The organism is Alteromonas gracilis (assembly GCF_002993325.1).
Classification (GTDB): domain Bacteria; phylum Pseudomonadota; class Gammaproteobacteria; order Enterobacterales; family Alteromonadaceae; genus Alteromonas; species Alteromonas gracilis.
This window is the reverse complement of record NZ_PVNO01000030.1, coordinates 29,723-48,464: the sequence shown is the minus strand read 5'-3', so window position 1 is coordinate 48,464 and position 18,742 is coordinate 29,723. Positions and strand designations below refer to the sequence as shown.

16 protein-coding genes are annotated in these 18,742 nt (G+C 45.0%); 15 read left to right on the top strand and 1 reads right to left on the bottom strand.

The window, feature by feature from the left end:
- Window positions 1-249: 249 nt before the first annotated feature.
- The gene (gene map, locus C6Y39_RS16260; RefSeq protein WP_105932353.1) at window positions 250-1,044 is read right to left on the bottom strand and encodes a type I methionyl aminopeptidase; all 795 of its coding nucleotides are present in this window, start codon (window positions 1,042-1,044) and stop codon (window positions 250-252) included.
- Window positions 1,045-1,488: 444 nt separating this feature from the next.
- Here map and rpsB point away from each other — a divergent pair, with 444 nt between their 5' ends.
- The 15 genes from rpsB (at window position 1,489) to dnaE (ending at window position 18,724) form a co-directional block, all read left to right on the top strand.
- Window positions 1,489-2,220, top strand: coding sequence for a 30S ribosomal protein S2 (gene rpsB / locus C6Y39_RS16255; protein WP_105932282.1), 732 nt, complete (start codon window positions 1,489-1,491; stop codon window positions 2,218-2,220).
- 121 nt (window positions 2,221-2,341) lie between these two features.
- On the top strand, window positions 2,342-3,214 hold the full coding sequence (gene tsf, locus C6Y39_RS16250; RefSeq protein ID WP_105932281.1) for a translation elongation factor Ts: 873 nt from the start codon (window positions 2,342-2,344) through the stop codon (window positions 3,212-3,214).
- A 235-nt stretch (window positions 3,215-3,449) separates the two neighbouring features.
- Window positions 3,450-4,187, top strand: a complete 738-nt coding sequence (gene pyrH / locus C6Y39_RS16245) for a UMP kinase (RefSeq protein ID WP_105932280.1) — start codon at window positions 3,450-3,452, stop codon at window positions 4,185-4,187.
- 23 nt (window positions 4,188-4,210) lie between these two features.
- Window positions 4,211-4,768 carry a ribosome recycling factor gene (frr, locus tag C6Y39_RS16240; RefSeq protein WP_105932279.1) on the top strand — a complete coding sequence of 186 codons (558 nt, stop codon included), beginning with the start codon at window positions 4,211-4,213 and terminating at the stop codon, window positions 4,766-4,768.
- Between the two features lie 9 nt (window positions 4,769-4,777).
- Complete coding sequence (uppS, locus tag C6Y39_RS16235; protein WP_105932278.1) at window positions 4,778-5,560, top strand: polyprenyl diphosphate synthase; 783 nt, start codon at window positions 4,778-4,780, stop codon at window positions 5,558-5,560.
- 54 nt (window positions 5,561-5,614) lie between these two features.
- On the top strand, window positions 5,615-6,478 hold the full coding sequence (locus C6Y39_RS16230; RefSeq protein ID WP_105932277.1) for a phosphatidate cytidylyltransferase: 864 nt from the start codon (window positions 5,615-5,617) through the stop codon (window positions 6,476-6,478).
- The gene (gene ispC, locus C6Y39_RS16225; protein ID WP_105932352.1) at window positions 6,478-7,665 is read left to right on the top strand and encodes a 1-deoxy-D-xylulose-5-phosphate reductoisomerase; all 1,188 of its coding nucleotides are present in this window, start codon (window positions 6,478-6,480) and stop codon (window positions 7,663-7,665) included. Before C6Y39_RS16230 ends, ispC begins: the two co-directional genes overlap by 1 nt.
- Window positions 7,659-9,011, top strand: coding sequence for a sigma E protease regulator RseP (gene rseP / locus C6Y39_RS16220; protein WP_105932276.1), 1,353 nt, complete (start codon window positions 7,659-7,661; stop codon window positions 9,009-9,011). Before ispC ends, rseP begins: the two co-directional genes overlap by 7 nt.
- A 58-nt stretch (window positions 9,012-9,069) precedes the next feature.
- A complete protein-coding gene (gene bamA / locus C6Y39_RS16215; protein ID WP_105932275.1) occupies window positions 9,070-11,547 on the top strand; it encodes an outer membrane protein assembly factor BamA in 2,478 nt (825 codons plus the stop codon).
- 61 nt (window positions 11,548-11,608) lie between these two features.
- On the top strand, window positions 11,609-12,124 hold the full coding sequence (locus C6Y39_RS16210; RefSeq protein ID WP_105932274.1) for an OmpH family outer membrane protein: 516 nt from the start codon (window positions 11,609-11,611) through the stop codon (window positions 12,122-12,124).
- Window positions 12,125-12,317: 193 nt separating this feature from the next.
- Window positions 12,318-12,767: a 3-hydroxyacyl-ACP dehydratase FabZ gene (gene fabZ / locus C6Y39_RS16205; RefSeq protein WP_105932351.1), complete on the top strand. Its 450-nt coding sequence runs from the start codon at window positions 12,318-12,320 to the stop codon at window positions 12,765-12,767.
- Window position 12,768: 1 nt separating this feature from the next.
- Window positions 12,769-13,539, top strand: a complete 771-nt coding sequence (gene lpxA, locus C6Y39_RS16200) for an acyl-ACP--UDP-N-acetylglucosamine O-acyltransferase (protein WP_105932273.1) — start codon at window positions 12,769-12,771, stop codon at window positions 13,537-13,539.
- A gap of 2 nt (window positions 13,540-13,541) precedes the next feature.
- Entirely contained in the window at window positions 13,542-14,690 is a 1,149-nt protein-coding gene (gene lpxB, locus C6Y39_RS16195) for a lipid-A-disaccharide synthase (protein WP_105932272.1), read from the top strand.
- Window positions 14,683-15,255: a ribonuclease HII gene (rnhB, locus tag C6Y39_RS16190; RefSeq protein ID WP_105932271.1), complete on the top strand. Its 573-nt coding sequence runs from the start codon at window positions 14,683-14,685 to the stop codon at window positions 15,253-15,255. The genes lpxB and rnhB overlap by 8 nt, the downstream gene beginning before the upstream one ends.
- Before the next feature lie 4 nt (window positions 15,256-15,259).
- Window positions 15,260-18,724: a DNA polymerase III subunit alpha gene (gene dnaE / locus C6Y39_RS16185; RefSeq protein WP_105932270.1), complete on the top strand. Its 3,465-nt coding sequence runs from the start codon at window positions 15,260-15,262 to the stop codon at window positions 18,722-18,724.
- Window positions 18,725-18,742 lie beyond the last annotated feature (18 nt).

Genomic DNA, 18,742 nt, shown 5'->3' with positions numbered 1-18,742 from the left:
CTTTGAATTAGACTTCTTTTTAAACGCTACGAACAATAGCATGAATTGGTAGCACTTCGCAGTAGCAAATTAATGCATAAGTTAGGTTAAATTGTGAATATTTATGGTTTTTTGTTATAGGTGTGTAGAATGACAATAAAGAAAGCTAGAAGGGCGTTGAAGTAATTTGCTCCGTGTATTTATTTGAAAAAGCGGCAACGATAAATCGATGCCGCTCAAATTAAAAACCAGAGACTATGGTTCATTTCATTAGTTATGAGAAATAACCCGCTCCAACGCCTCTTCTTCTCTGAGTGTTAGAACCTCAACACCAGTCTCTGTTACAAGCAGTGTATGTTCCCATTGAGCACTTAAGCTTCTGTCTTTAGTTACCACCGTCCACTGGTCTGGCAGTACTTTTGAGTAGCGTTTACCCGCATTTACCATAGGCTCAATAGTAAAGCACATGCCTGGCTCAAGTACATCACCCGTGCCCGGTTTGCCGTAATGAACAATCTGAGGCTCTTCATGGAAGCTAGCGCCAATGCCGTGACCACAATATTCTCGAACAATTGAATAGTTATGCGCTTCTGCGTGGGTTTGGCAGATATGACCGATATCACCCAGGCGCATACCTGGCTTTACTTGTTCTATGGCTTTGTACAAGCATTCTTGAGTTACGCGAATAAGGCGCTCAGCAAGAATTGAGGGTTTACCTACTACGAACATTTTTGATGTATCGCCATGGTAGCCATCTTTTATAACAGTGACGTCAATATTGATGATGTCGCCGTCTTTTAGTTTTTTGTCGGAAGGTATTCCATGGCAGATGCAATGATTTACTGATGTGCAAATTGACTTAGGAAACGGCGGGTGGCCATAATTTAGTGGTGCTGGCACGGCCTTCTGCTCGTTTACGATGTAATCGTGGCAGATTGTATTTAACTCGTCAGTAGTAACGCCTTTCTTAACATAAGGCCCTATCATTGTGAGAACCTCGGCAGCCAGTTTACCGGCAACGCGCATTTTCTCGATTTCTTCTGGGGTTTTGATAATAGCTGTCACAGCGCCTCTCAAATCGTTTGAAACTAGTGTTGATGAAGAATTTATTTCTTTACGCATTATAGCACTAAACAGGTCATTCTTAGTAAGGTGCTGAAATTAAGTGCTTTTATTTGTGAAGCGCTGATGGATAAAGATGAATGTAAAAGTGTGTCCATAACGCTTCTTTTGCTTGTGTCCATAACGCTTCTTTTGCTAAAGCTACACCATTTTAGCCTTGCCTTTTTACCCTCAAAACTTGAGGCTAGGGTTAGATTGTGATATAAAGCGCGCGCCCTGACGGAAAGCTCATTTTGCTGCTCGCATTTAGCACCGTTTCAGAGGGTAAATTTATTCTATTAAAACACACATATACCGACACTTCGTATCGGGGTGTTCAGTTCAATCTAGGTTGGTCTGAATCGATACAAGGGGTATATGGAGGCCTAACCCCAAGAGGAAAATAAAATGGCTAATGTTTCTATGCGTGACATGCTGAAAGCCGGTGTGCATTTCGGTCACCAAACTCGTTACTGGAACCCAAAGATGAAGCCTTTCATCTTCGGCGCTCGTAACAAAGTTCATATCATCAACCTTGAAAAAACGGTTCCACTTTTCAACAACGCACTTAACTACCTTTCAGGTGTTGCGTCTAAGAAAGGTAAAATCCTTTTCGTTGGTACTAAGCGTGCAGCTGGTGAAGCGGTTAAAGATGCTGCGCTTAAGTGCGACCAGTACTACGTAAACAAGCGTTGGTTAGGTGGTATGCTGACTAACTGGAAAACAGTACGTCAGTCAATCAAACGTCTTAAAGAGCTTGAGCAGCAAAGCCAAGACGGTACGTTTGAGAAGCTAACTAAGAAAGAAGCACTTATGCTTCAGCGCGAAATGGACAAGCTTGAAAACAGCCTTGGCGGTATCAAAGACATGGGCGGTCTTCCAGACGCAATCTTTGTTATCGACGCAGATCACGAGCACATCGCTGTAACAGAAGCGCGTAACCTAGGTATTCCTGTTGTTGGTGTTGTTGATACAAACTCTAACCCAGACGGTGTTGATTACATCATCCCTGGTAACGACGATGCTATCCGCGCTATCCAACTTTACTTGGATGCTGCTGCAAACGCTATTAACTCAGGTCGCGAAAGCAACCTTGAAGTACAAGCTGAGCAAGACGACTTCGTAGAAGCGGCAGAGTAATTCTGATTGCTGACTGTCATATCTTGATAATATGACAGGACTACAATACGAAACGTATTGAGAGGGGCGGTATCGCCCCTTTTACCTAACGAATTTATATTTAATGCTGAGGAATTGAAAAATGGCAGTGACTGCAGCACTAGTTAAAGAACTGCGCGAACGTACTGGCGCAGGTATGCTGGATTGTAAAAAAGCCCTGGTTGAAACGGATGGTGACATTGAGTTAGCCATTGAAAATATGCGTAAATCAGGTCAAGCGAAAGCGGCTAAAAAAGCAGGTCGTATCGCAGCTGAAGGTGTTATCCTTACTAAAGTTGAAGGTGGTCGTGCGACCATGCTTGAACTTAACTGTGAAACTGACTTCGTAGCACGTGACGAAGGTTTCCTTAAGTTCGGTAATGAGCTTCTAGAAGTAGCAGCAGCGAACAACATCAACGATATCGACGCACTTAACGACGCAGACCTTAACGGTTCTAAAGTAAGTGAAGTTCGCGATGCGCTTGTTGCTAAAATTGGCGAAAACATCTCTCCTCGTCGCGTAATTAACGTTGAAGGCGATACGCTTGGTGCATACGTACACGGCGGCCGTATTGGTGTTATCTCTATCCTTACTGGCGGTGACGAAGAGCTAGCGAAAGACGTTGCAATGCACGTTGCAGCTGCAAGCCCGCAGTTCGTTAAGCCTGAAAACGTTCCAGCAGAAGTTGTTGAGAAAGAGAAAGAAATCCAAATCGAAATCGCTATCCAGTCTGGTAAGCCAGCTGATATCGCAGAGAAAATGGTTGCAGGCCGCATGAAGAAGTTCACTGGCGAAGTGAGCTTGACTGGTCAGCCTTTCGTTAAAGATCCTTCAATCTCTGTAGCTGAGCTTCTTAAGAACAACAGCGCAGACGTAATCAACTTCGTACGTTTCGAAGTTGGTGAAGGTATCGAGAAGAAGACTGAAGACTTCGCTGCTGAAGTAGCTGCTCAAATGGCTGCTGCTAAGAAATAATTCAGTGTTTATCTTTTGCATTACGCAATAGTTAGATAAACTACGAAGCACCTCCTAGGAGGTGCTTTTTTATAGCTGAACGTCTTTCGTCTTGCCATTGCAATGCGTAAGTGTGAAGCTAGGCGAGACAAGTGCGCGCCTGCCTAAAGAACGAAAGCGATTTGTCCTATGTTTTTTTGCGTATAATGCGCCGAAAGGCATAGGACAAACCGGGTTTACGAGGACAATTCAAACTATGAGTATCACACCAAAATCAGCATACCGACGCATTCTGTTAAAGCTCAGTGGTGAAGCCCTAATGGGGGCTGAAGGCTTTGGCATAGACCCTAAAGTGTTAGATAGAATGGCACAAGAGATTAAAGAGCTGGTTGAACTTGGTGTTCAAGTTGGTCTTGTTATCGGTGGTGGTAACTTGTTTCGTGGTGAAGGGCTAGCAAAAGCGGGTATGAACCGTGTTGTTGGCGATCACATGGGCATGTTGGCAACCGTAATGAATGGTCTTGCCATGCGTGACGCGCTTCACCGTGCATTTGTAAATGCTCGCATGATGTCAGCTATTCCTCTAAATGGCGTGTGCGATGCATACAACTGGGCAGAAGCCATTAGTCTTCTTAAGTCAGGCCGTGTTGTTATCTTCTCTGCCGGAACGGGTAATCCTTTCTTCACTACAGACTCTGCGGCTTGCTTACGTGGCATCGAAATTGAAGCCGATGCGGTACTAAAGGCGACTAAAGTGGATGGTGTCTATAGCGATGACCCAGTGAAAAACCCAGAAGCAACGCTTTATGACGAGCTGACCTACCAAGAAGTACTAGAAAAAGAACTTAAAGTGATGGACTTGTCTGCGTTCACTTTGGCGCGTGATCACAGCCTACCTATTCGCGTATTCAACATGAATAAGCCTGGTTGCCTAAAGCGTGTTGTGATGGGCGAGAAAGAAGGTACTGTAATTCGCCACGCTGACAACGATTAATTAAGAACAATAGGATACAAAACGTGATTGATGAAATTGAATTAGATGCGCAAGAGCGCATGGAGAAAAGCCTAGTTGCATTAAAAGGCCAATTCAGCAAAATTCGCACAGGTCGTGCGCATCCAAGCCTGCTAGACGGCATCATGGTACCTTATTACGGCGTAGACACGCCGCTCAAGCAAGTGGCTAACGTTGTTGCTGAAGACAGTCGCACACTAGCGCTTACTGTATTCGACAAGAGTGCTATACAAGCAGTAGAAAAAGCGATCATGCAGTCTGACTTAGGCCTTAACCCAATGAGTGCGGGTGGTTCAATTCGTATTCCACTTCCTCCACTTACAGAAGAGCGCCGTAAAGATCTTATTCGTGTTGTTCGTAACGAAGCTGAAGGTGGCCGTGTTGCTATTCGTAACATCCGTCGTGACGCTAATGGCGACATTAAAGATCTTCTTAAGGAAAAAGAGATCAGTGAAGATGAAAGCCGTGCAGCTGAAGAGAACATTCAATCTATTACTAACGATTTCATTAAGAAAGTCGACAGTATGCTTGCTGACAAAGAAAAAGAACTAATGGAAGTTTAAGTAAGTATTATGATTGGAAAGCGTTTTAGCGCAGCCAAATCGACGAAAGCTGAGGTGCCGGCAGTCACTGCTGGCCCGAAGCACGTTGCGATCATTATGGATGGCAACGGTCGGTGGGCGCAAAAGAAAGGGAAAATTCGTACCTTTGGCCACAAGGCCGGGGTAGAGTCTGTACGTTCTGTTGTGCGCTTTGCACGTCAAAACGGTATTGAGTCACTTACGCTATTCGCGTTTTCAAGTGAAAACTGGAAACGTCCTGAGGAAGAAGTCAGTGTATTGATGGACTTGTTTAATCTTGTCCTTAATAGTGAAGCAAAACGATTACACAAAAACGGTGTGCGTTTGCAGGTCATAGGTGATGTTGAAGCGTTTGATGCTAAGCTAGTCGAAAAAATTCGAAAAGCCGAAGACATGACTAAAGACAACAAAGACTTAGTTTTAAATATCGCTGCAAACTATGGCGGTAGATGGGACATTGTCAATGCTGCTAAAAATCTTGCGATGCAAGTGAAAAGTGGTGAACTTGATGTTGATAGCATCAATGAAGACGCATTTAATGCGCATATTTCAACGGCTAACCTTCCCGAGTTAGACCTTCTCATTCGCACTGGCGGCGAGCACCGTATTAGCAACTTTTTGCTGTGGCAATGCGCCTACGCAGAGTTGTACTTTACCGACGTACTATGGCCCGACTTCAACGAAAACGTGTTTCAATTAGCCGTAGACGATTTCAATGTTCGCCAACGTCGTTTCGGTCTAACCGGTGAACAGGTAGTCACAGCCGATGGTTAATACCATGCAGGCAATTATCAGGCTAGCCCTGGTAACTAAAGCCAAGGGCAAATTATGCTAAAACAACGAATAATAACTGCATTAATCCTAGCGCCACTGGCGCTTTACGCTATTCTTTTCCTTCCCATTTTTTGGTTCGAAATAGCCATTGCTGGCGTGGTTGGCATAGGCGCTTATGAATGGGCAAACATGTCAGGCGTGTGTGAACGCCCTAAGAAGCTCATCTATATGACGGGTGCTTTTGCCATATGCATTGCACTCTCATTAATTGTTGATGCAAGTATGATTTGGTATCAAGGCCAACTTCATGGTTTGTACCGCGCCATACTTACCGTGGCTGTATTATGGTGGATAGCCTCGTTGTTTATGGTGCTTGCCTATCCTAAATATTCAAAGTTTTGGAAAGACAGCCGCAGTGTAAGAACTTTGTTTGGCGCGCTGACATTAATTCCAACTTGGGTGGCTGTGGTTGCACTTCGCACTAGTTTGCATGATGTTGACCCTTTCTATGGTGCATCGCTTATCTTTTATGTACTCGGTATTGTATGGGCTGCCGACATAGGTGCATTCTTTGTAGGCGTGAAATTTGGTCGACATAAGCTACGCCCTAATGTGTCGCCTGGTAAAAGTTTAGAAGGCTTATTAGGTGGCATTGCTGCTTCATTCGCTATTATTGCTTTTGCGGCACTCCACTACCAGGTAGAGCCATCTCGCATCTGGCTTCATCTCGCTATAGGCGGTATTACGGTTGCCGTATCGGCATTAGGCGACTTGAACGAGAGTATGCTAAAGCGTTGTGCTGGTATTAAAGATAGTGGCAAAATTCTACCAGGGCACGGTGGAGTACTAGACAGAATTGATAGCTTAACGGCTGCGTTCCCTGTTTTCGCATTCTGCTATGTAACTTGGATGGCGTAATGCAAACAGTAACAGTGTTAGGGGCCACAGGCTCCATTGGTTGCAATACACTTGATGTAATAAATCGCCACCCAGATAAATACCGCGTATTTGCCATTACTGGTAACTCTCAGCTTGAATTACTTATGGAGCAGGCTCAGAAATGCGCACCGCGTTATGTGGTAATTGCCGATGACGCTAACTACAAACTAGCCTGTGAGCTAGCATCTCAGTACGGTGTCGATGCAGAAATTCTGTCCGGAGCCAAGGCACTGGAAGAAGTATCAAGTGCGCCTGAAGTTGATGCTGTAATGGCTGCAATTGTTGGTGCAGCCGGCCTTTTACCTACACTGGCGGCGGTAAAGGCGGGCAAACGGGTTTTGCTTGCAAATAAAGAAGCGCTCGTTATGTCGGGGGCACTTTTTATTGATGCAGCTAATCAAAGCGGTGCCAAAATTCTTCCAATTGATAGTGAGCATAACGCCATTTTTCAATGCCTTCCCCACGATTATGAGTACGGTAATTTTGCGGCATCTGGCATTCGTAAAATTTTATTAACGGGCTCAGGTGGTCCGTTTAGGGAAAGGCCGCTAGATAGCTTTTCGTCAATTACAATCGATGAAGCCAGCACACACCCTAACTGGTCTATGGGCAGGAAAATAACCATCGATTCGGCAACCATGATGAACAAAGGCCTTGAGTTTATTGAAGCTTGTTGGCTATTTGGTGCGGGAGCCGGTGACATTGATGTGGTTATTCACCCACAAAGTATTATTCACTCTATGGTGCAATACATTGACGGCTCGGTTATCGCGCAAATGGGGAACCCTGACATGCGTACGCCTATCGCTTATGGATTGGCGCATCCTGAGCGAATAGAGGCGGGAGTCGAGCCACTCGACTTTTCCAATATGGCGAATTTTAGTTTTCAAACTCCTTGTTTCGAACGCTACCCCAACTTAAAGCTCGCGATTGATGCTTGCAAAGAGGGGCAATGTGCAACGACAAGGATGAATGCTGCTAATGAAGTGGCCGTCGAGGCATTTCTTCAAGGAAAGATTCAGTTTTCTAACATTGCTCAAGTGAACGAAGCCACATTAAACGCTATGCCCTGTGTATCGGTTAGTTCGATACAGCAAATAGTAGAGCAAGACAGTTTGGCGAGAGCGAAAGCTGACGAGATTATTCGAGGAAAATTTCAGTGCTAGCATTTTTATGGAGCCTAGGCGCATTTATTGTTGCCTTAGGTATTTTAGTTGCGGTTCACGAGTGGGGGCACTTCTATGTTGCCCGTAAATGCGGTGTACAGGTAGAACGCTTCTCAATAGGTTTTGGAAAGCCAATTTGGCGTAAGTTAAGCAAATCTGGCACAGAGTATGTCATTGCTATGATCCCGCTTGGTGGATACGTTCGCATGCTTGACGGACGTGTTGACGATGTACCACCAGAACTAGCAGATAAGGCCTTTAATAATAAACCAGTATTGCAGCGCATGGCGGTGATTGCGGCTGGACCTGGGGTCAACTTTATATTTGCCTTTTTCGCGTTATGGGTAATGTATTTAGTTGGTCTTGATACCGTGAAACCTGTGGTCAAAACCATCGAACCCAATAGTATTGCAGCTATCGCAGGCGTTAAGCCTGGCGATGAAATTATCAAGGTAGGCGATAGAATTACACCAGATTGGGAAGCGGTTAATTTAGAAATTGTCTCAAATATCGGCGCTGAAAAAGCTAGTGTTACGGTTAAAAATTCATCAAACGTTGAAAAAGAACTGAGTTTTACGCTGAATGCTTGGAACTTTGACCCAGATCGCGAGTCTCCTTTAAGCAGCTTAGGGCTAACTCCTTACCGCCCTGATGCAACATTAACCGTTGGCTTTGTCGGTGAGGGAAGTGCAGCACAACAGGCTGGGTTGCAGCCTGGTGATAAACTGTTAGCGCTTAACGGTAATAAGCTGCAGTCGTGGGAACGTTTAGTGGAAGAGATTGTTGAAAGCCCTGGAGAGCAAATATTGCTCGAAATAGAAAGGGATGGACAACCACTTACGTTAAATGCCACGATAGCGCGCCGCGATACACCACAAGGGCAAAGTGGTTATCTAGGCGTTAGCCCAACGTTTGAGCCTTGGCCTGAGGGGTATGTGTTTACACATCAATATGGCATTATAGAGGCTATTGGGAAGGCGCTAGATAAAACGTGGCGTCTTATGACACTGAGTGTCGAAATGATAGGGAAGCTCATTACTGGCGACGTGTCGGTGAAGAATTTAAGCGGACCTATCTCAATTGCTCAAGGTGCGGGAACAAGTGCTGGGTATGGACTTGCGTACTTCTTGAGTTTTCTTGCCTTAATAAGCGTGAATTTAGGCATTATAAATTTATTACCCTTGCCCATGCTTGACGGTGGTCACCTCATGTTTTTTATCGTGGAGTGGATCACAGGCAAACCTGTGCCTGAAGCCGTGCAGGAATGGGGTTACAGAATAGGTGGCGTGCTTCTGTTTATGATAATGGGTATCGCAATATTTAACGATATCGCTCGCATAACCTGATGGAAATCAGGAAGTACAAAACAGCTAATACAAAACGCGGCCAGGAAAAGAAAAATAGATGAAGTTAAAACAGTTAGTAGCAGCCGGAGCCATTCTTTCCAGTGCTAGCTTCGCCAACGCTGCGGCGCAAAACAGTGAATTTGTCGTTGAAGACATTCGCGTTGAAGGTTTGCAACGTGTTGCACTAGGTGCAGCCTTAACCTACTTGCCCGTTCAGGTTGGCGACGAGCTCAATACATTTAGGGTAACGCAGCTTATTCGCTCGTTATACTCTTCAACTCACTTTGAAAACGTTGAAATTCTTCGTGATGGTAATACGCTAGTTGTGCGTGTTGCTGAACGTCCAACGATCAGTAATATCATTTTTGAAGGCAACGATGATATTAAAGATGAGCAGCTTCAAGAAAGTTTGGACGGTAATGGCGTTCGTATCGGTGAGCCGCTTGATAAGACAGTATTGACCTCAATTGAGAACGGCTTAAAAGATTTCTTTTACAGCATCGGCAAATACAACGCTGATGTGACCGCCATCATTACGCCTTTACCGCGTAACCGGGTAGACTTAAAGTTATTGTTTGAAGAAGGCGATGCGGCTGAAATCGAACAAATAAATATCGTCGGTAACGAAATTTTCTCAGACGAAGAGCTGATGGAAGCTTTCGAACTGCAATATGATACGCCATGGTGGGACTTCTTATCTGAAACTCGCTATCAGCAGCAAACCTTGCAAGGCGATATGGAAACGCTTCGTAACCATTATCTGAATCGCGGCTACCTTCGCTTTAACGTAGACTCTACACAAGTATCAATGACGCCAGAAAAATCTGGTATCTACATTGCGATGAATGTGTCTGAGGGTGAGCAATACACTATCTCTGAAGTTGAACTAGTGGGTGATGTGCTAGGTCACGAAGAGTACATCGAAAGGGTGCTTCCCCTCACTACTGGTGAACTTTATAACCAAGCAGAAGTTACCTATACAGAAGAGTTCATAAGTAAGTACTTAGGGCGGTTTGGTTACGCTTATCCAACAGTGACAACCGTTCCTGAAATTAACGATGATGACAAAACGGTAAAACTGACGTTGTCAGTTGACCCAGGTAAGCGTATTTACGTAAATCGCATCAAGTTCAACGGAAACGTTGTAACCGCTGATAGCGTGTTGCGTCAGAACGTAAGCCAAATGGAAGGTACGTGGTTATCTAATAACCTACTTGAATCTTCTAAAAACCAGCTTTCTCGTCTTACCTACATGGAAGATGTAGAGTTTGAAACAGTTCGAATCCCGGGCTCTGAAGATAAAGTTGATGTTAATTTCAACGTTAAAGAACAGCCTTCTGGCTCGTTCAATGCCGGTATCGGCTACGGCGACAGAACAAAACTCAGCTTACAAGCGGGTATTCAACAGGATAACTTCTTGGGTACGGGTAAGCGTATTGGTCTTAACCTTAGCACAGTGTCGTATCAGCGAAGCGCGCAAATAACTTACAACGACCCTTATTTTACTATTGACGGCATTAGTTTGGGCGGAAGTTTGGGCTATAGTGAATTTGATGGTTCTGACTTCAACGTTATTCAATATAACTCGAAACGGTGGTCTATCGGCGCGAACGTAGGTTACCCTATCAACGAATTTAACCGTATAAACTTTGGATTGACTTACAGTAATGTTGAGTTGTTCAACCGTGGTTATTATGAACAGACTGAGCAGTTCTACAATCAGTTTACCAACGGTGAAGACCCTGATGCTGCGATTAAGTACGACAGTTATTTAGCTAGTGTAAGCTGGAGTAGAAGTACATTAAACCGCGGTTTATTCCCAACAGCGGGCTCGTCACAGCGTGCCTCTGTTAGTATTACTACCCCTAACTCAGACGTTAATTACTTTAAAACCGTATTTGATGGTAAGTGGTACTTCCCGCTATCGCGTAACCAGCGTTGGTCATTCTTGGCGCGTATGCGTCTAGGGTATGGTAACGGTTATGGCGATATAAACGGCAACGAGCAAATACTACCGTTTACTGAGAACTTCACGGCAGGTGGTGCGGATTCACTGCGTGGATTCGAGAACAATACAGTGGGCCCAAGGGGGGTATTCCTTGGAAACGCGGGTAGTATCGTGGGGCCAGACGGTGAAGCTTTCCCAGGCGATCCAACAGATGCACAATTATCTTGGTCTACGCGAAGCTTAGGTGGAAACGCCATGGCACTCGGTGGTGTTGAGCTCATAGTTCCAACGCCATTTGTAGAAGAAGATATGGATAACTCTGTTCGCACAAGTTTGTTTGTGGATGTGGGTAACGTATGGGATACTGAGTTCGATTATGACTATTACAGTCAGTTTCAAGTGGCCTCAACACAGAGAGGCGAGCTGTTAGACTATTCTGACTGGAGTCTGTATCGTAGCTCGGCAGGTATATCGGTTCAGTGGATATCTCCAATGGGGCCGATGGTATTCAGCTTCTCGAAAGCGATACAGCAACGTGATGGTGACGATGCGAGATTCTTCACTTTCAATATTGGTCAAACTTTCTAAAACATTAAAGCGAGCGTGTAATAATCGCGCTCTATAACAAGATTTACAAAAGGAGTTCCCTTTGAAACAGTTGGTTAAACATATCGTTGCAGGAGCAATGTTGGGTAGCGCTTTAGTAAGTACGTCTGTAATGGCTGAACAGAAAGTCGCTGTAGTAGACGTTCAAGGTATTTTCCAAGCAATGCCTCAAGCTGCTGAAATACAAAACGCTATTCAAGCTGAGTTTAAAGATCAGCTTGAAGAAGTGAATCAACTTCAGCGTGACGGTCAGTTTTACGCGGAGCGTCTTCAACGCGATGCGGCGACGATGAGCGATACCGAAAAGAAAGAACTTGAACAAAAAATCTTGTCAGTTCGTGAAGAGCTTTCTAAAAAAGGTCAACCTTTACAGCAGAATATCCAACGTCGTAGCAACGAAGAACGCAATAAGCTTCTTGGCCTTATCAAACAGGCTATTGACTCTGTAGCAGCAAAGCAAGGTTACGACCTAGTGCTTAACTCAGGCGCAGTTGCATTTGCAAAAGAAGAGCACGACTTATCTGAGCAAGTACTTCAGCAGGTTAGCAAAGCTAACTAATCGACGGTTTGAAACAGTCGTGAAATTTATCAGGCCAATTTCCGAGAGGTGTTGGTCTGATTTGTTTTTTGCGCTTAACAGCGTATGGTTGCCGCCGTTTTTAGTTTTTACGGCGAGTTTGACCAAATACCAATCAATTATCCGCATTGGTATGAAATAGTCATGGGTCATGCTTGTATACAGGAGAAAGTTTTTGGCCAATTCACTCAATACCATCGAAATTCAAGAAATTTTGGAGTTACTTCCACATAGGTATCCATTTTTGCTTGTTGATCGTGTAACAGACTATGTTCTGGGTGAGTCTGTAAAGGCTTATAAAAATATTACTATTAATGAGCCTTGTTTCACTGGGCATTTCCCTGGGCAGCCTATATTCCCAGGCGTCCTTATCTTAGAAGCCATGGCCCAAGCCGCCGGTGTTTTAGGATTCAAGACCATGGGTAATAATGATAAGTTATACTTGTATGCAGGGATCGACAACGCACGCTTCAAGCGTCCAGTTGTTCCTGGAGACAAGCTTGAGTTTGATGTTGCTCTGGTTAAAGAGCGCAGAGGGATTTGGAAATTTAAAGGTACTGCAAGTGTCGACGGCGACATTGCTTGCTGTGCAGAGTTTATGTGTGCGATGAGAGAGATAGCGTAACGTGATCCATCCTACTGCGGTAATTTCAGAAAGTGCAACGATTGGTGAGAATGTCACCATTGGCCCCTTTTGCGTGGTTGACGACAACGTCACCATTGGTGATGGGTGTATTCTGAAATCACATGTGGTGGTACGCGGCCCTACGCGTATCGGTAAAAATAATAAGTTTTATCAGTTTTCTTCAATCGGTGAAGACTGCCAAGATAAAAAGTATGCGGGCGAGCCTACTGAGCTTGTGATCGGTGACGACAACGAATTTCGTGAAGGCGTAACTGTTCACCGAGGCACTATCCAAGATAACAGTATTACCATCATTGGTTCTCGTGGTCTGTTTATGGCTAACGCACATATTGCCCATGACTGCGTGCTAGGTGATGATATTATTATCGCCAATAATGTAGCAGTGGCTGGGCACGTTCACATCGACGATTTTGTTATTGTTGGCGGCGCTACAGGCATTCACCAATTTTGCAAGATTGGTGCACACGCTTTCTTAGGTGCCGGCGGTATCATTTTAAGAGATGTTCCTCCTTTTGTAATGGTAAGTGGGCAAAAGAACATTCCTCAAGGAATAAACTCTGAGGGCCTTAAGCGTAGAGGCTTTTCGAAAGAAGAAGTACTTGAGATAAAGCGTGCCTATAAAGCTATTTATCGCGAAGGAAATACCATTGATGAAGCGATTGAAAAGCTTGCCGAGCCTGCTGATAAATTTGATGGTGTGGCATTAATGGTTAAGTTTTTACAAGACGCTAAGCGAGGCATCATTCGCTAATTATGTCTAAGCCAATTCGTATCGGCATGGTTGCCGGAGAGCCCTCTGGTGATGTGCTTGCCGCTGGAATGGTTGCAGAACTAAAACGTCAATACCCTGATGCTATCATTGAGGGTATTGGCGGTCCAAATATGATAGATGCAGGTTTCCACAGTCTTTTTGACATGGAAACCTTATCAGTAATGGGGCTTGTTGAAGTCCTCTCTCATTTACCTGCTATTTTAAAAGTCAAAAAACAGCTTCTCGCTCACTTTGAACAAAACCCACCAGATATTTTTGTGGGAATTGATGCGCCTGATTTTAATTTGAGAGTAGAGAAAGCCCTCAAAACCCGCGGTATCAAAACCATGCACTATGTAAGTCCTACGGTGTGGGCGTGGCGTGAGAAACGGATTCACAAGATAGCGAAAGCGGCTAATCGCGTATTGGGTTTATTTCCTTTCGAACAGCAGGTTTACGACAAATATAATGTTCCCTACACCTTTGTTGGGCACACAATGGCTGACGCTATAGCGATTGAGCCCGACCAAAATGCGGCGCGCCATGCATTAGGTGTAGATAGCAATGCTCCCGTATTGGCTGTACTTCCCGGCTCACGAAGAGGCGAGGTGGATACGCTACTTCCAGTTTTTCTTGAGACCATAGAAGCTATTCATGCTAAACGCAGCGACATTCAATTTCTAATTCCTGCGGCTAACGAGCATCGGCTTGCGCAAATAAAAGCGATTTTGCTTGAAGCTGATAATGCAGAGGAACGTTTACCCATTCAGGTAACCCAAGGCACATCGCGGGATGCGATGATAGCGAGCGATGTTATCTTGCTAGCTTCCGGTACTGCAACATTAGAAGCAATGCTTTGCAAACGTCCCATGGTGGCAGCGTACTTACTTGCTCCTCTCACATACAAAATAATGCAGCATTTGTACAAAGCACCATTTTTCACGTTGCCAAATCTATTAGCTAATGAAGCGATTATTCCTGAATTACTCCAAGATGACGTCAATGCAGAGAATATGAGCAGTCAGTTACTTAACTTCTTCGAAAGTGACAATTCAGCCCTTATTTCCCGTTTCACCGACCTCCACCATACGCTAAAATGCAAAGCTGATAAAACAGCAGCAAAAGCTGTCGTGGAGGAATTGTTTGCATAAGTTAATTGCCGGTGTTGATGAAGTAGGGCGCGGGCCACTGGTAGGTGATGTCGTCACTGCCGCGGTTATTCTCGACCCTGAAAACCCCATTGAAGGGCTAACCGACTCCAAGAAACTGAGTGAAAAAAAGCGCGTAGTGCTTGCCCAAGAAATTCGTGAGAAAGCGCTCTATTGGAATATTGGTAGAGCCAGTCCAGAAGAGATCGATAAACTCAATATTCTTCAAGCGACAATGTTAGCGATGGCCCGTGCAGTTGAAGGCTTATCTGTGAGGCCAGATTTTGTGCGCGTAGATGGAAACCGCGTGCCAGCGTGGAATTATGAGTCTGAGGCTGTCGTAAAAGGAGATAGCCTTCATGCTGAAATTTCAGCAGCTTCTATTATCGCTAAAGTAGAACGCGATAACGACATGATTTCGCTCCATGAAGCCTACCCACAGTACAATTTTGCAGGGCACAAAGGCTACCCAACCAAAGCTCACTTTGAAGCCATTGCTGAATATGGCATTTTAGATTGCTATCGTAAAAGCTTTAAGCCCGTTAAAGCGTTACTTGAAGAGAAATAACACCATGTCATCGCCATTTATTCATTTACGTGTTCACAGCGATTATTCGATGATGGACGGCTTAAATAAAGTTAAGCCTATATTGGGGAAGGTTGCCGAGCTTGAGATGCCCGCGGTGGCGATAACCGACCAAATGAATATGTGTGGCTTGGTAAAGTTTTACTCCGAAGCACATAACCTAGGCATTAAGCCGATTATTGGTACAGATTTTTGGGTAACTAACGAAACGTTTGGCGATGAGCCATTCAGACTCACCTTATTGGCAATGAATAACGAAGGGTATAAGAATATCACGGTTCTTATATCTAAAGCCTATCTTCGGGGGCATTTGGCTCATCGCGCGGTGATTGATCAAGAGTGGCTTATTGAGCATAGCGAAGGAGTCATTATTCTCTCCGGTGCTCAGCATGGCGATGTGGGCGTAGGTTTAACGAAGAACAATCCCAAGCTTTTAGACAGCGCTGTCGATTTCTATCAAACTCACTTTCCTGATCGCTTTTATTTAGAACTTATTCGAACAGGTAGGCAGGGTGAAGAAGATTATTTGCACCGTGCGGTAGAGCTTGCCGAGCAGCGCGGTCTGCCTGTCGTTGCCACTAATGAAGTGTGCTTTATTGACCAAGAAGGCTTTGATGCACATGAAATTCGTGTGTGTATTCATGACGGTTATACGTTAGATGATAATCGCCGCCCTAAGCGCTATAGCGACCAGCAGTACCTTCGCACAAGTGAAGAAATGGTTGAGCTATTTGCCGATATTCCAGAAGCCATTGAAAACACGGTTGAGATTGCTAAACGCTGTAATGTGACGGTTCGCTTAAACGAGTATTTCTTGCCTCAGTTTCCAACAGGTGGCATGACCACCGAAGACTTCTTGGTTAAGGTGTCTGAAGAAGGGCTCGAAGAACGGTTAGTGTTTCTTTTTCCTGATGAAGAAGAGCGCAAAGCCAAGCGCCCAGAGTACGATGACAGACTTCGTATTGAACTGGAAGTTATCAACCAAATGGGTTTCCCAGGCTACTTCCTCATCGTAATGGAGTTTATTCAGTGGAGTAAAGATAACGGAATTCCAGTAGGGCCAGGGCGTGGTTCTGGTGCCGGCTCACTGGTAGCCTATGCCCTTAAAATTACCGATCTAGATCCGCTAGAATTCGATTTGCTATTCGAACGTTTCTTGAACCCAGAGCGTGTATCCATGCCCGACTTCGACGTCGACTTCTGTATGGATAGACGAGACGAGGTAATCGACCACGTTGCTGAACTTTACGGCCGCCAGGCGGTATCTCAGATTATTACATTCGGTACTATGGCCGCCAAAGCGGTAGTGCGTGACGTAGGCAGAGTGCTTGGTCACCCTTATGGCTTTGTAGATAGAATTTCAAAGCTTATTCCACCAGATCCGGGCATGACGCTTGAAAAGGCGTTTAAAGCTGAGCCGCAGCTGCCCGAAGTTTATGAAAGTGATGAGGAAGTTAAAGACCTCATTGATATGGCCCGTATCCTTGAAGGGGTAACCCGTAATGCGGGTAAACATGCTGGTGGTGTTGTTATTGCGCCAACGACTATCACAGATTTTGCACCTTTATATTGTGATGACGAAGGTAAGAACCCAGTAACCCAATTCGACAAAAACGACGTTGAAACAGCAGGGCTTGTTAAATTTGACTTCTTGGGTCTTCGTACGCTGACGATCATTCAGTGGGCAATAGATATGATCAAGGAAGGCAAGAATGTTGATGTAGATATCAGCGCTATTCCCCTTGAAGATCCTAAGAGTTTTCGAACCCTTCAAAACGCCGAGACAACGGCGGTATTCCAGCTTGAATCTCGAGGCATGAAAGAGCTGATCAAGCGCCTTAAGCCGGACTGCTTCGAAGATATCATCGCATTGGTAGCCCTATTCCGTCCTGGGCCGCTTCAATCAGGCATGGTAGATAACTTTATTGACCGTAAGCACGGTCGTGAAGAAATATCTTACCCCGATGCGGAATATCAACACGAGTGTCTTCAAGAAATTCTAGAACCCACCTATGGCATTATCTTGTATCAGGAACAGGTAATGCAGATAGCCCAGGAAATGGCGGGCTATTCACTGGGCGGTGCTGACTTGCTGCGCCGTGCAATGGGTAAGAAAAAGCCGGAAGAGATGGCTAAGCAGCGCGGTACCTTTGCTGAAGGCGCTAAGGGCAATAACATTGACCCTGATCTTGCGATGAAAATCTTCGACTTGGTAGAAAAGTTCGCAGGTTACGGATTTAACAAATCTCACTCAGCCGCTTATGCGTTGGTGTCTTACCAAACCCTTTGGCTGAAAGTGCATTATCCTGCGGAATTCATGGCTGCGGTAATGTCGGCGGATATGGATAACACCGATAAAATCGTGACGCTCGTGGATGAATGCGAGCGCATGGGCATTGAAATACTGCCGCCAGATTTGAACGCGGGTAAATACAAATTTACCGTCGATAGCGAAGGCCGCATTGTCTACGGTATTGGTGCAATTAAAGGGGTAGGTGAAGGTCCTATTGAAGCCATTATCGAAGCGCGCGAAACCCAAGGTGCATTTAAAGATCTTTTTGATTTTTGTGCGAAGGTTGATATTAAGCGCGTTAATAAACGGGTGTTAGAAAAGTTAGTGCTCGCAGGCGCTATGGACAACTTAGGTCCACATCGCGCTACATTGATGGCTACTTTACCTGATGCCCTTGCCGCCGCGGGACAGCATGCTAAGGCGGAGTCGTTTGGTCAATCAGACATGTTTGGGCTTTTAACTACTGAACCCGACGAGGTTAAACAAGCCTTTGCAGATGTACCGCAGTGGCCGGAAAAAGTGTGGCTAGAAGGTGAAAAAGATACCTTAGGGCTCTACTTGACGGGCCACCCCATAAATCAGTATGCGGAAGAATTACGTTATTACACCGATGGTCGCTTAGTTGATTTAAAACCGACTAATAAAGATCAAATGGCTAGCGCGGTTGGTTTAGTACTTGGCGTTCGTGTTATGACGAACAAACGAGGGCGTCGTTGGGCAATAGTGACACTTGATGATAAGAGTGCCAGAATAGATGTACGTTTCTTCCCCGATATGTACGAACAGTTCGAAAGTGTGTTAGAAACTGACAGAATATTGCTAATAAAGGGACAGGTCAGCTTTGATGATTTCTCTGGGGGCAATACAATCACCGCCCGTGATGTAATGGACATTGTTCAAGCACGAGAGAAAAACGCGAGAGCACTGGCGCTTAATATTGATACCCAGTTGCTTGAACCGAAGAAAATGAGTCAGATGCAATCTATCCTGCAGGCATTTAATGGTGGAAGTTGTCCTGTTCAGTTAGCGGTAACCCATCCGGACGCTGAAGTTACGTTGGCGTGTGGTGCAAGATGGTACGTTACGCCGGAAGACCAACTTTTACACGATCTCAAACAATGTTTGGGAGACAAAGCCGTATCAATTCTCTACCATTAAGGGTAAGAGTTCGTTAGA

Bases quoted from the DNA above. Each gene is read 5' to 3' on its own strand.
- rpsB (WP_105932282.1), top strand. From the start codon at position 1,489: ATGGCTAATGTTTCTATGCGTGACATGCTGAAAGCCGGTGTGCATTTC.
- tsf (WP_105932281.1), top strand. From the start codon at position 2,342: ATGGCAGTGACTGCAGCACTAGTTAAAGAACTGCGCGAACGTACTGGC.
- pyrH (WP_105932280.1), top strand. From the start codon at position 3,450: ATGAGTATCACACCAAAATCAGCATACCGACGCATTCTGTTAAAGCTC.
- uppS (WP_105932278.1), top strand. From the start codon at position 4,778: ATGATTGGAAAGCGTTTTAGCGCAGCCAAATCGACGAAAGCTGAGGTG.
- C6Y39_RS16230 (WP_105932277.1), top strand. From the start codon at position 5,615: ATGCTAAAACAACGAATAATAACTGCATTAATCCTAGCGCCACTGGCG.
- ispC (WP_105932352.1), top strand. From the start codon at position 6,478: ATGCAAACAGTAACAGTGTTAGGGGCCACAGGCTCCATTGGTTGCAAT.
- bamA (WP_105932275.1), top strand. From the start codon at position 9,070: ATGAAGTTAAAACAGTTAGTAGCAGCCGGAGCCATTCTTTCCAGTGCT.
- lpxB (WP_105932272.1), top strand. From the start codon at position 13,542: ATGTCTAAGCCAATTCGTATCGGCATGGTTGCCGGAGAGCCCTCTGGT.
- dnaE (WP_105932270.1), top strand. From the start codon at position 15,260: ATGTCATCGCCATTTATTCATTTACGTGTTCACAGCGATTATTCGATG.